The following is a 13,082-nucleotide window of genomic DNA, read 5'->3' as shown; positions in this document are numbered from 1 at the left end:
AGACATAAAAATGGCTGAATGTTTTGCCGTTATAAACAAAAAGAGCCTGAATGATTGTGTAATCATTTACAGGCTCTTCTAAGGCGGAAAGCTTATGATAGCGCCGCTTGGTCAGGCCGCTTCATGTTTTCTTATTTCTCAGAAATACTATCTGCGATTTTCGCCAATCCTTCTTTAATCGGTGTTAATGGACGGCCTAAGACTTTTTCGAAATCATCGCTCTCGACTGCGAGTGTGCCTTCGCGAATGCCTTTTTGGATATCAACAAGCATTGGAATAAGGAAGTCGGGTAAGCCGGCGTTTTTCATCACATCGGCATAGGCAGCATCATCTACCTGTTGAACAGGCACTTCTTTGCCCAATACCTCGGCAAGGGCTGAAACGAATTCTTCTTGAGTCAATAATTTGCCGGAAAGCTCATAGACGGTATTTTCGTGGCCATTGCCGGAAAGCACCGCTGCCGCTGCGTCTGCATAGTCCTGCTGCAGCGCCCAGCCTGCCTTTCCATTGCCTGCCGATGTCACCCAAGGAGCTCCTGCCAGAACGCCTTGGATGCTTGACGTTTCATTTTCCAAATACCAGTTATTGCGCAAGAAAGAATACGGTATTCCTGTTTTTAGAATGGCCTCTTCTGTCGCCTTATGCGTCGGCGCAAGGAAGTTTTTGCTTTCGCGCGCATTCGCGATGCTCGTATAAGCGATAAACTTGACCCCGGCGCGCTCTGCGGCAGCTACCGCATTGCCGTGCTGCCGGATTCTTGTTTCATTGTCTCCATCCGCAGAAATCATCAGCAAACGGTCGATGCCTCTAAACGCCGAATCCAATGATTCAGGACGATCAAAATCTCCTTGGCGCACATCTACCCCGCGAACTCTTAAGCCTTCCGCTTTTTCCGGATTGCGCACACTGACAGCCAATTGATCAGCAGGTACTGTTTCAAGCAATCTTTCTACAATTTTTGAACCTAATTTTCCTGTTGCCCCTGTTACTAGCATTTTCATGTTTTATTCCTCCTGAATAATTTGTCGCAATCTGTAACAAAAAATGTTACACCAATATGTAACTATAATAATTACAAATGAGCCCTTTGTCAACAGATTGTTGACTGGTGCAGATCGTCATGCGTTATATTTATGCGCAATTTTTTACATATATTGTGTTAATATCAAATCAGACGTGAAAGGAGGGAAAAATGTGAGAAAAAACCTCGGCACGGAAGAAGCTATTAAAAGGTGGGATAGATTCGCTGATACATATTCCGCACTTCATACAGAACAAGGCGACATTCATAAGAAAGTACTTTTAAACCCCGCTTTATTGAGCTTAATGGGAACCGTAAAGAATAAAAATGTGCTGGATGCCGGGTGCGGCGAAGGGTATTTAAGCAGAATGCTGGCCAAATCGGAAGCTCATGTAACGGCAGTGGACTACTCACCGCGAATGATAGAAATCGCCAAGGAAAGAACGCCGAATGACTTGCCCATTCATTACAGAGAGGGCAATTGTGAGAACCTGCATTTTTTAGAGGATAATAGCTTTGATTTGATCGTATCGAATATGGTCATTCAAGACCTCGCCGATTACGAAAAAGCCTTTCAAGACATGTATCGGCTATTAGCAGACGGGGGATGTTTTATTTTTTCAATCTTACACCCTTGTTTTGTTACGCCAGACAGCGGCTGGGAGAAGACAAACGACGGTAAAAAACTGCACTGGAATGTAGATCAGTATTTTTATGAAGATGCATACGAACAGAGGCTGGGTGATCAGGAAAAAATGCTGTTCTTCCATAGAACCTTGACAAGCTATATCAATACGATCATCAAAACAGGCTTCCATTTGGAAGGCATCATAGAACCGAAACCATCAAAAGAGATGCTGAAACTATACCCTTCATTTGAAGAAGATTTGCGGTGCCCTGATTTTATCGTTTTTAAATTAAGAAAGCCTTTAAGAATTCAAGATCAATAAAAAAGCAGGCGGCTTCGCCTGCTTCATCAAAGTCATTTTTCTTTTGCTAACTTTATAAATAAGAAAAAAATCACGATTGCGATACAGTAATTTAAAGGGTTTTTAAAAATGCTCATATGTAATGCTAGCTGCAATAGAATCCACAACATAAAAATGACGATTACAGAAGGCAATATTAACTTATTCATATGACATCACCTTTTAACATATTAGATTAAAATAACGAGGGAATTTTCATTTCCTCTCGTTTTTAACAGTTATTCAAAACAAGATGCCGCAGCACCAGTAGTCCTCCGCCTACAATCGTTCCTTTCATGGTTATAAATACTTCTATTAAAGAACTTTATTGCTATTTTTATAGAAAAAACAAAAAAGGTAGGCTCTTGCCTATCCTTTTTTCATCTCATCTTTCTTCGCGACCAAATGACAGCTGGGATAAGAGCTAAGGATAACAGCCCTCCTGTCAAAGATAATGCGGCATAGCTTGAATGAGCGACAACCATTCCGGAAAGAGCCCCGCCGGATGCTCCTGCTAACGCAATAAAAACATCAAGTGTTCCTTGAACTTTTGCACGTGTTGAAGGCTCTGTCGAATCAACAATTTGAGCAGTACCGCTGATTAATCCAAAATTCCACCCTAATCCAAGCAAAGAAAGAGCAACGATTAAAAGCACCATTGAATCACTCGGCGCCAGTGCTGCTACTACACCAGCCAGCAGCAATGTAATACCAGAAGCAATACTCATGGCTGTCCGGCCAATTTTATCAACAAGGACCCCTGTTACAAGTGAAGGAAGATACATTGCACCTATATGAAAACCTATCACAACCCCGACTTCACCTAAACTATGTCCGTGGTTCTGCATATGAACCGGGGTCATGGTCATAATGGCAACCATCACAATTTGAGTAAGTACCATCACTGTTGCGCCCACTGTAATACCCTTTTTATCATCCGCAGCACCAACAGATTTCGAATGGTCCTCTGCTTCATTTGCTTGTTTATAGGTTTCGATTTTACTCGCGATTTCTAATGGATCCGGCCGAAGCATTATATAAAGTACAAGCCCTGCCAAGATAAAAGCTGACGCTGATAAAATAAACGGTCCTGCAAGCGGCGGAACACCGATCATTGAAGCAAATTCCCCCATTACATTGACCAAGTTGGGGCCTGCAACTGCTCCAAATGTTGTCATCACCATTGTGACGCTTATCGCAGTAGCCCGCTGTTTCTTATCAGCCAAGTCTGTACCTGCATACCGGGCTTGTAAGTTTGTCGCTGTACCTGCTCCATAAATAAACAGGGAAACGAACAACAGAATAATGCTGTTGATCATAGCTGCAGCAACAACCCCAATTGCGCCAAATCCCCCCGCAATAAAGCCGGCAGCTAAACCTGTACGGCGTCCATAACGTTGAGACAATCTTCCTACGATCAAAGCAGCTCCTGCTGAACCTAAAGTAAATAAAGCGGAAGGCACACCTGAAAATGCATCCGTCCCAAGCATTTGCTGTGCTAAAAGGGCACCTACTGTAATCCCTGCGGCCAGCCCTGCACCCCCAAAAATTTGTGATATGCTCACAATGATTAATACTCTTTTATATAATTTCTTTAATTTTTCCGGTGAATCTATGTAACTCTTAGCGTTACTATCAGAATAGCTCGTCACTTTAAACACCTTCTTATCAAAAATTTGATCATCTCTCCACCGCCCTTTCTCTCAAGATGTTCTCCTCTTCATCACAGTGCATTGATGCCTTTAGCCGCCTTATGCAGCTTTTGTTGGCATTAGATCCGCATATGCGGTTATTTTCACATTTTTCATTAGGTATAAAAACAGCATCAGCAATCCTGAATGAAAAAGAGTTTTAAATGTGGAGACATATTTGCACTTTTTACTAAAGCTTCTGCAAACTTGAACCTTGTACTTCAGCCTATTCTGGTGAACTCTTTCGTTTATGAATAGTTGAATTTTACTACAAAAGAACCTTTTGTCAATTTCGTTTTTCCAAAATGTTGAGGAGGCCATTATTTTAATGGCCTCCTCAACATTTTATGAATTGAATCTATCTATATTCCGGCTTTAGTTGATGAAGTTCATCATAATGAGCATTATGATCGTATTTAATTGAGGGAGTTCGATAGGATATCTATAAAGGTAAAAAAGAAACTAGTCACGAATCGGCAACTAGCAAGGGATTTTCACATATATCTTTATTTCTTTATCTTTGAAACGGTCATCCCGTCACCGATTGGAATCAGCAGGGATTCTAATTGAGGATGTCCGGCCACAGTTTTATTGAATGCCTTCATGAATTCAGTATGGCGTTTAGGTGCAGCACCCTGGTCTGCCACGCTGCCGCCCGCTAGTACGTTGTCGGCAACGATTAAAGCGCCCGGTTCCGCCAGTTCAACACAATACCTCAAGTAATTTTCATAATTATCTTTGTCAGCATCGATAAAGAAAAAATCAAATCGTTTTTGATCGCCGGCCAGTTTTTTAAGGCTCTCTAAAGCTGGCCCTGTCATATATGATACTTGCTCTCCCAAGCCGGCTTTAGAGAGATTGCTGTGCGCCAGCTTTGCATAGCTGTCTTTTAATTCAAGGGAAGTTAATGTTCCTTCTTTACCGAAGCCTCTCGCAAGGCAAATCCCGCTATAGCCTCCAAGAGCGCCAATTTCAAGAATATTTTTAGCCCCTGAAATGGATACAAGCATCGTTAGAAGCTTTCCAGATGAGGGAGATACCGAGATGGAGGGCATTCCGTTTTCTTGTATCGATGAAATGACTTCCTCCAAGAGAACATCTTGGTTAGAAAACACCGAATCGATATAACTGTTAATTTGTTTCATCATTCTCACCTTTATCTATAGACGCTTCACTTTCCGATACAAAAGCTTTCGTTTCTTCATGTTTCTTATCGGGTAATTCCATTGCTTCGCTTTCGTGCATTTCAAATAATTGACTAAATTCGTTGATGACCATATCAATCGCTTTTAATTCACCGACTAAAATCGGCTGAATCGACTGAAACTCTGGTTGATCCAACTGCTGCTTAATGGTTGAGCGCTTAAGATTTATCATCTCCAAGAAAGCAATCGCCCTCCCCCGCCGGAACGTTTTCGGCCCGCCTTTTCCTTTGTGACGCTCACCGCGATGATGTCCTTCCTTCTTAAAATCCTTATGTTTCATGATGAATCACCTTCCCTTGTATATTTGACGCTTATTGTATACAAATGTATACATTGTGTCAATCCAAAACAATCACAGAGCAATGGAATTTATTGTTCAGAAGCAAGCGGCAAGAGACTAGCAATCTGTTATATTAATATCATTAATAATGTTTCATTTATTTAAACCCTTATTTTTAATGATCATTTCCCTTTTAATTAAATCTGTATTATATTATAATAAAATTCTGTAATAATATATAATGGCTCACCTGCACGCAGAGGCAATTAATTTAAACGGGATTGGGAGGGAAAGTTTTATGACTAACCATTCACCTTTTATTCCAAAATTAAGTGACAGCGGCACTCACTATTTTCAAACCTATGATGAAAGCCTTGCTCTTTGGCCAGTCCCCTGCAAAACATTCTACGTTCCTACTCGTTTCGGCCAAACACATATTATAGCAAGCGGACCAAAGGATGCCCCGCCGCTTGTATTGCTTCATGGGGCACTATTCAGCTCCACCATGTGGCATCCCAATATTGCCGATTGGAGCAGCAAATACCGAACCTATGCAATTGATATCATAGGTGATAAGAACAAAAGTATTCCCGCCGATTTATGTGGTACGAGAACGGGTTACGCCGACTGGCTGCTTGATGTGTTTGAGAATCTAGGGATCGAAAAGTCACACATCATTGGACTTTCGCTTGGCGGGCTTCATACCATGAATTTTATTTTACGTGCGTCAGAGAGAGTGAAGAGCGCAGTTATACTTAGTCCCGCGGAAACGTTTTTACCATTTCATCACGATTTCTATCGATACGCTCTTCGTCTTGCAGAACCTAATGGGGTTGATCATTTTTTAAAGTGGATGATGACAGATCGCAATGCGCTGCACCCGAAGTTTGCGAAGCAGTTTCATGCTGGAGTGATGTGGCAGGATGGATCAAGAAATCAAAAGCCTAATGCCGACGGATTTCCGTATGTTTTCACCGACGACGAATTACAATCTGTAAAAGTACCTATTTTATTATTACTAGGTGAACATGAAGTCATCTATGATCCGCAATCAGCCTTCAATCGCGCTTCTGCATTAGTTCCTGGTATTGAAGCGGAAATAATAAAACATGCCGGCCACGTCTTATCAATGGAACAGCCTGAATACGTAAATGAACGTGTTTTGCGTTTTTTAGATCAATGAGTGTGCACCCGTATTCATCGGGTGCCTTTTTCGGTGTCTAAAAATACCTCAATTTGAATGAAGGATAGATGTAAATAAAAAAACCCAAATCAGCACCAAAAAACCAGTCACCGACCGGCAACTAGCAAGGTGCTTCACTCGGGTTTAAATTCATCTTCTATGATCAATCCCAGCATTGCTGCAAAATTGATTGCTTGCTCCGTTGAAACTTTGCATCCAACTAATTCGTTCAATGACACAGTTAAACGCCTGAATTGGGAAGTACTGATATCTACGCCTTTCAATGGAGTATGATCGAAACTTGTACCATCAATATTGCAGTAGAGATAATTTATTTTATTGAAATGACACTCGTAAAAATCAGTATTGATTAAATCCGAATTATAAAATTCGACTTTTTTAAGATTAGCATATCCAAATGCACTTAAATTAAGAACACATTCTTCAAATAGTACATCCCCAAATCGAGATTCAGAAAAGTTAACGCCCATTAACTTACAACCTTTAAACACCGCTCTATGAATGTTTCCTTCACTTAAATCACCATTCGAAAAATCACAGTTTTCGAATATAACATCTGTCAAATCAATATTTCTAAATTTTGTGTTTTGAAAAGAAGAATTTCTAATAACCGTTTTTGACAATTCAACTCTGCCCATATCTTCATTATCAAAAGTAGAATTTGTAACTTGGCAATTATTCAGGTGTGGATCTTCTTCATAATAAATATCTTGAAAATTAGCTTGCGAAAGCTCTTGAGGAATTTTCGGCTGATCAATCTTCATTTTTTTCGGCATCATCATACACCCTCTCTAAATATCCAAAAATACACTAACATATAGATTTTCTTGTCTATTTGTGTCTTTTAAAATAAAGTTCTCTATTCAAACACCTTTAATCAATGAACATTCTTTTTTCTGGATAAGGAAGATACTGTACATAGAGTTTGCTTCATTCTATACGAACTAATCGAATTCCCGATGTAACCACAGCAATTCATGTTACATGCAGATATAACTTTATAAGAAACTATAAATGTTTATAAGTCTTTATTTTTTTATACAGTTGTGGACAAAGGTAATGCCGGCCCAGGGTGAGGGGCTTTCTCCTATTATTGCAGCCATGAAAATTTGAGGAAATCAATATTTGAGTAAAAATGGATGAAGCCAAAAAACTTGAATTTGATACTAAATTGAGGGCTTCATTATGAGAAGCCCTCATTCACTTTGGAGATTACTGGTTTTAGGTTTATACAGTGCGCCAATACTGAATGCATTTTTCTCTTCCCTGCCATAATGCCCTCTAGGAAGGTCTCACAGAAATACACTTCGATCTACATCACAAATAAAAGGCTAACCAATGCAGCAATAGCTGGAAGTCCTTGTTTCACAATAATTGATTTGTTTGATGTAAAGCCTCCGAAAATAGCCGCTGCCACCACACAAATGACGAAAAACAATTGAATCATATAGCCAAGTGAATTGAATCCAAGGATGAGTCCCCAAATAAGTCCAGCGGCTAAAAATCCATTATATAGACCTTGATTTGCAAACATGACGGCTACATTCGGATCTCCTTCTAAATGCTTCGGTAATTTGAAAGATCGTTTTGCAATCTTTGAATCTATAAAAAACATTTCAAGTACCATAATAAATAAATGTTCCAATGCTACAATTCCAACTAAAACGGCCGCAAGTATTTCCATACATTCTAACCTTTCCGCTTTCACATATCAGTTTTTATTATTTCCATTGGGCAATTTTATCGACTGGAAGACGGTATGAAGCATATCCTTCGTCGGCCGCTTTTCCGATCGACAGAAGCATAACCGGTACATAGCGCTCTTTTTCTAACCCGAAAGTTTCAGCGATGTTTTCTTTGTCATAGCCGCCGATCGGGTTTGTGTCATAGCCGTGTGCGCGGGCCGTCAGCATTAGCTGCATGGAGACAAGGCCTGCGTCAATCAGGATGGTTTCCCGGTTTACTTGCGCCGGAAGTTTTTCAAAATGTGCAGTTAAAGCTTTCATTTGTCTGTCTTTTACTTCCTGCGGCATGTAGCCAAGTTCAACAGCTTTTGAATAAATTTCTTCTAAATCGTCAGCATTGTTCATATCTGCAAAGACAGCAATGACGGCAGATGATGTGCTGACTTGTGTTTGGTTAAAGCTGGCAAGCTTCGCGAGCTTCTCTTTGCCTTCTGAGCTGTCGATGACTAGAAAACGCCATGGCTGTGCGTTGACTGAAGATGGCGCTGTAGTCGCTTCCTCTAGTATTTCAGTCATCTCTTCTTTGCTGATTTTAACTGTCGGATCATAGTTGCGTATGGACCGGCGTTCTTTCATAATTTTCATAAAATCGTTTGTTTTTAATGTAGTTCCCATGTGTAAATACTCCTCTATGCTTTAATATTTTCTATATTTTTCTGCATCTGTACCAGTACATTCTTTAACGTACTGCGTTCTTCCGCGCTGACATTCGCGAGCATTTCCTTTATGAAACGCTCCTTTTCTTTCTTGGAGGCCTCGATTCGCTCCCGTCCCTGCTCGGTTAAACGGACAAGTATAATTCGGTTGTCCTCAGGCTTCCTTCTTCTTGATACCATTCCTTTGGCTTCAAGCTGTTTCAAATGTCTCGTGACGGCCGCGCCATCGATATTCACCTTTTTTTGAAGGTCGCTTTGACTGATTTCATCTACCTGGAAGAGCAAGGCGAGCAATTCCAGGCGAGATTGACTGATACCGGTGCATGCTTCAAATTTCGTACCAATCACTTTATTCAAGCATTGCAGTTGGTATAAAATCTCGGCTTCTTGTGAACAACGTGTTGTCAAACCCATCCCTTCTTTCTTTTGAACAATTAGTTGATGCATCAATAATTGATATATCAACAATATACAGCCAACTTTCTTTTTTTGCAAATGGTTTGTTTTTATTTTGTCCAAATTGGCAACAAAAGCAGATTATGTTTTCAAACCTCATTTGATCAGAATTCATTATCCACCACAAATTTAGTTGCTTCAGCAAATTTCTTTCCCGCCGGCGAAAGATTATACCGGGTTGCAAGGCCAATGGAACGATAACTATCCGCTTCTAAAGGTATCGCCCGAAGCTGTTGTGAAAGTGACTGCAATACCATTTCCGGAAGAATACTAATCCCTATATGATGAGCTACCATAGACAAAATTGAGCTTTCCTCCATTAGTTCGAATCGAATATTGGGTTTCACTTTATTTTGTTCGAAAATACGTTTTACATCATGGTAACCGCCGTAAGCAGGCATAATGAACTGTTCTTTTTCTAATTCTTCAAAAGTAATCGTCGAATGATTGTAAAGATTACTTTGGTCAGAAACAACACATAATAGTCTATCTTTCTTTAGAGGAATAATATCAAACTGATTTGAATGTGAAATATTCATAAAGCCGCAATCGATTAGACCGTTTAACAGCCACTGTTCAATTTCATAGTAATCCCCTTCTATTAATTCAATTCGAATATCAGGGTATTTTGACTGCATGAACTTAATGATTTCAGGCAGCCAGCTTATTGAGACACTTTTAAACACGCCTACTTTTATAAGTCCTTTTGTAAGTCCAACTATGCTGGCTGCTTCTTGCTGCACTTCTTCATAATAATGTAAAACTTTTCTTATTGGTAACAATAATTGTTCCCCTTCATTTGTTAAAGTAATTCCGGACCGATTTCTATTTACCAGGAGAAAACCAAATTCCGTTTCTAGACTAGTGATCGCATGACTGACAGCAGATTGAGTTAAACCTAAAAAATCGGCAGCTTTTGTAAAGCTTTTCACTTCAGCCACTTTGTTTAAAACTTCAAATTTAACTAGACTCATCATTTTTTCTCCTTAACATTAATTTTATTCATGTTAATTATTATAAAGATTCATTTTATTAATGCAAAATCCCTCTGTATACTATGCAATAGACACTGAAAAGAGAGGGGGATAATCAATGAATTTGCAATTAAAAGCAAATATGATGATGCTCATTGTAAATGCCTTTTGGGGATTATCTTATGTTTTTATGAAAATGGGGCTTGGTTCACTTGGTATATTCAATCTTATCGCCCTCAGATTTTTAATCGCTTTTTTTGTAGCAGGGGTATTGCTTTATAAACCATTAATTAAAATGAAGCAGAAGACGATTGTCTCTTCTTTTATATTGGGGATGGTTTTATTTTGCGTTCTTACGCTTGTGACCTTTGGTGTTAGTATGACTTCTGCCTCGAATGCAGGGTTTCTTGTGAGCCTTACAGTCATTTTTGTTCCTTTAATTAGTTCTTTATTAATGAAGCGTCTACCCGCTTGGCCAATCAGAATGGGTCTCGTGGTTACTTTAACAGGTATAGGCATCTTAACCTTAAAACAATCATTAAGTTTTCATTTAGGCGACCTTTTATGTATAGGTGGTGCTCTATGTTACGCTATTCATATTATTTTAACTGGAAAGTTAACTAATGAAGACAATCCTTTAACAATAGGAGTGCTGCAATTAGGATTTGCAGGATTCATCGCGCTCATCTGCAGTACCCTTTTTGAAATTCCTTCTTTACCAACAACATTACATTCATGGACTGCGATTCTGGGACTAGGCATATTCTGTAGTGCAATCGGTTTTGTTTGCCAAACGATAGCTCAACGGTACACGACTCCTACACATACAGGTTTAATTTTTGCGACTGAACCACTGTTTGCAGCAATATTCGCGGTTTGCTTTTTAGGCGAAATTTTTTCACTAAAGGAACTGATTGGAGCGTTAATTGTCATTTCCGGCATCTTCATTGCTCAACTTGATAAAAACGCTTTTTTAAAAAGAAGGTTTTTTTATCAAAGAAGGTATAGAAGAAAAACTTAAAGATGATAATGCACGATTCTCCTTCTTCTTAAATACCGACGAAATGATTCAGCAACGTTTATGAAAAAGAAGCCCCAATATGGGCTTTTTTATGTGTGGTTATATTCATGATTTGAAACTGACGGCATACAAATATCCATTCTGTTTTATTATGCTTTTATGTTTAATCTTTTCCTCATTTTGATTAAGGGTAAAGCAGTAAAAGATGTACAAACAATGATGATGCCAGCAATTGCTCCAACTGTTTGCGGAGGAACAGCATCCATTAAAACCCCACCAACCATCGAAATAGCTATAAGGAAATGTCTATGACAGTTGAAAACACAATAGCTTGAGCCATCCACTTTTTAAAAAATGATAAGACGATATATCATTTTGCCAAAGAAATATATAAAACTTTGAAGAAAGTTTAGATGCAAAGATTTTCATGTTTTTAAAATTAAAAAGACATTTAATTCCTCATAAATGCTTCACAAGACATTAACTAAAACCAAAGATAATGTTGAATAAGAATAAAACAAACCGCATTATGGTAATGTTAAAATTGAAAATAATACAATTAATAAATGAAGGAAGGTGATCCCATGCCAACGAACAATAAACCCAACAGATTAATCGCTGAAAAGTCTCCTTACTTACTCCAACACGCCCACAACCCGGTAGACTGGTTCCTCTGGGGAGAAGAAGCCTTCGAAAAAGCAAAACGCGAAAACAAGCCGGTCCTCGTCAGCATCGGCTATTCGACTTACCACTGGTGCCATGTATGCTAGAATAGCCAACACACACATAGAAGTAGTTTATATTATCACCTAACCAGTCAAAACGATTAAAACAGATTTTATTTTGATATAATGATCTATGAATCACTGGCTCATTTGTCTATATCATAAATTATAATGGTGGTGGCTTATTATGACTATGAATGAAATAATTGATTACTGCCTGTCTTATCCAGACACCTATAAAGACTATCCTTTTGGTGAAGGGTGGACTGTGATGCGTCACAAAGGTAATAAAAAGTTGTTTGCACTTATCTTTAATCTAGATGGTCATCTATGCATCAATCTTAAATGCGAACCTGAGCACGCCAATTTTCTACGTAGCATCTATAAGGAAGTGAAACCCGGTTATCATATGAATAAAGACCACTGGAATACAATTATTTTAGATGGTACCCTCTCGAAAGAAACTCTTGATGATATGGTGCAACATAGTTTCGAATTGACAAAGCCGAAGAAGCCTCATAGCTAAACACCTATATAAAAACGATATACTAAAGGTACATACCATAATAAATTAACAGGAACTCTAGTAAGTTCCTGTTTGTATATACTTATCGAATTTTTTAGCGTTTAATTAATACTGATAACTCACCTTCAAACACTTTTTCCTCTTTATGATTATAGGTAGATAACAATACAGTAAGTATCCCCGTTTGACTTTTATTTGGTTTTTTATCAATAACCTTAACAATAGTGTTCAGTTTATCATTGGGGTATACGGGTGCTAGGAATTTTATATTATTCATTCCTGTTCCAGCTATAACATCGTCCCCATGACACCCTTCTTCAATCCAGAGCTTAAAAGTAATTGCTAACGTTTGTATTCCAGAAGCAATAATACCATTAAATCTACCCATTTTTGCTTTCTCTTCATTTAAATGCATGTATTGCGGGTCATATTCTTCTGCAAAATTCATTACATTCTCTTTTGTTAATTCGAAAGATTTAGTTTGAAAAACTTGTCCAATAGTAAATTCATCTAACTTCACCATTACACCCCCCTGAATTTAATCCTCATCACCTAATCCACATAACATTTTAACTTATCCAATAATCTCACAGAGAGAATCCCCTTTGCA

General features: G+C 38.8%; 15 protein-coding genes and 1 pseudogene. 5 read left to right on the top strand and 11 right to left on the bottom strand.

Annotation, left to right across the window (positions count from 1 at the left end; translation table 11 throughout):
- Positions 1-131: 131 nt before the first annotated feature.
- Positions 132-1,001 carry an SDR family oxidoreductase gene (locus RBH91_RS01355; protein ID WP_076757897.1) on the bottom strand — a complete coding sequence of 290 codons (870 nt, stop codon included), beginning with the start codon at positions 999-1,001 and terminating at the stop codon, positions 132-134.
- 193 nt (positions 1,002-1,194) lie between these two features.
- Here RBH91_RS01355 and RBH91_RS01350 point away from each other — a divergent pair, with 193 nt between their 5' ends.
- Positions 1,195-1,971 carry a class I SAM-dependent methyltransferase gene (locus RBH91_RS01350; protein ID WP_076757895.1) on the top strand — a complete coding sequence of 259 codons (777 nt, stop codon included), beginning with the start codon at positions 1,195-1,197 and terminating at the stop codon, positions 1,969-1,971.
- 32 nt (positions 1,972-2,003) lie between these two features.
- Here RBH91_RS01350 and RBH91_RS01345 read toward each other — a convergent pair whose 3' ends face one another.
- From RBH91_RS01345 to RBH91_RS01330, 4 genes are all read right to left on the bottom strand, one after another.
- On the bottom strand, positions 2,004-2,159 hold the full coding sequence (locus tag RBH91_RS01345) for a hypothetical protein (protein ID WP_094777256.1): 156 nt from the start codon (positions 2,157-2,159) through the stop codon (positions 2,004-2,006).
- A 210-nt stretch (positions 2,160-2,369) separates the two neighbouring features.
- A complete protein-coding gene (locus tag RBH91_RS01340; RefSeq protein ID WP_307893187.1) occupies positions 2,370-3,641 on the bottom strand; it encodes an MFS transporter in 1,272 nt (423 codons plus the stop codon).
- Between the two features lie 545 nt (positions 3,642-4,186).
- Entirely contained in the window at positions 4,187-4,825 is a 639-nt protein-coding gene (locus tag RBH91_RS01335; RefSeq protein WP_076757888.1) for an O-methyltransferase, read from the bottom strand.
- Entirely contained in the window at positions 4,812-5,165 is a 354-nt protein-coding gene (locus tag RBH91_RS01330; protein WP_307893186.1) for a hypothetical protein, read from the bottom strand. The genes RBH91_RS01335 and RBH91_RS01330 overlap by 14 nt, the downstream gene beginning before the upstream one ends.
- A 298-nt stretch (positions 5,166-5,463) precedes the next feature.
- Here RBH91_RS01330 and RBH91_RS01325 point away from each other — a divergent pair, with 298 nt between their 5' ends.
- Positions 5,464-6,348: a carboxylesterase gene (locus tag RBH91_RS01325; protein ID WP_307893185.1), complete on the top strand. Its 885-nt coding sequence runs from the start codon at positions 5,464-5,466 to the stop codon at positions 6,346-6,348.
- A gap of 134 nt (positions 6,349-6,482) precedes the next feature.
- On the opposite strand, the gene RBH91_RS01320 is transcribed toward RBH91_RS01325, so the two are convergent.
- From RBH91_RS01320 to RBH91_RS01300, 5 genes are all read right to left on the bottom strand, one after another.
- Positions 6,483-7,133: a pentapeptide repeat-containing protein gene (locus tag RBH91_RS01320; RefSeq protein WP_307894611.1), complete on the bottom strand. Its 651-nt coding sequence runs from the start codon at positions 7,131-7,133 to the stop codon at positions 6,483-6,485.
- 548 nt (positions 7,134-7,681) lie between these two features.
- Positions 7,682-8,053, bottom strand: a complete 372-nt coding sequence (locus tag RBH91_RS01315; protein ID WP_307893184.1) for a DUF1304 domain-containing protein — start codon at positions 8,051-8,053, stop codon at positions 7,682-7,684.
- 37 nt (positions 8,054-8,090) lie between these two features.
- On the bottom strand, positions 8,091-8,729 hold the full coding sequence (locus RBH91_RS01310; protein ID WP_307893183.1) for a nitroreductase family protein: 639 nt from the start codon (positions 8,727-8,729) through the stop codon (positions 8,091-8,093).
- 14 nt (positions 8,730-8,743) lie between these two features.
- Positions 8,744-9,217: a MarR family transcriptional regulator gene (locus RBH91_RS01305; RefSeq protein ID WP_307894609.1), complete on the bottom strand. Its 474-nt coding sequence runs from the start codon at positions 9,215-9,217 to the stop codon at positions 8,744-8,746.
- Positions 9,218-9,330: 113 nt separating this feature from the next.
- Entirely contained in the window at positions 9,331-10,200 is an 870-nt protein-coding gene (locus RBH91_RS01300) for a LysR family transcriptional regulator (protein ID WP_307893182.1), read from the bottom strand.
- A gap of 118 nt (positions 10,201-10,318) precedes the next feature.
- Between RBH91_RS01300 and RBH91_RS01295 the strand changes: the two genes are divergently transcribed.
- The 3 genes and pseudogenes from RBH91_RS01295 to RBH91_RS01285 all read left to right on the top strand — a co-directional run bounded on the left by RBH91_RS01295 (position 10,319) and on the right by RBH91_RS01285 (position 12,472).
- Positions 10,319-11,221 (top strand): DMT family transporter, encoded by a 903-nt coding sequence (locus RBH91_RS01295; protein ID WP_307893181.1) that lies wholly within the window; start codon positions 10,319-10,321, stop codon positions 11,219-11,221.
- A gap of 584 nt (positions 11,222-11,805) precedes the next feature.
- Positions 11,806-11,985: pseudogene (locus tag RBH91_RS01290) on the top strand (DUF255 domain-containing protein); the annotation flags it as partial.
- Positions 11,986-12,133: 148 nt separating this feature from the next.
- The gene (locus RBH91_RS01285; protein ID WP_307893179.1) at positions 12,134-12,472 is read left to right on the top strand and encodes an MmcQ/YjbR family DNA-binding protein; all 339 of its coding nucleotides are present in this window, start codon (positions 12,134-12,136) and stop codon (positions 12,470-12,472) included.
- A 94-nt stretch (positions 12,473-12,566) separates the two neighbouring features.
- On the opposite strand, the gene RBH91_RS01280 is transcribed toward RBH91_RS01285, so the two are convergent.
- Complete coding sequence (locus tag RBH91_RS01280) at positions 12,567-12,992, bottom strand: MaoC family dehydratase (RefSeq protein ID WP_307893177.1); 426 nt, start codon at positions 12,990-12,992, stop codon at positions 12,567-12,569.
- Between the last annotated feature and the right edge of the window lie 90 nt (positions 12,993-13,082).

The organism is Bacillus swezeyi, from assembly GCF_030908325.1.
Lineage (GTDB): Bacteria > Bacillota > Bacilli > Bacillales > Bacillaceae > Bacillus > Bacillus swezeyi.
This window is presented reverse-complemented; position numbering and strand designations above follow the sequence as displayed.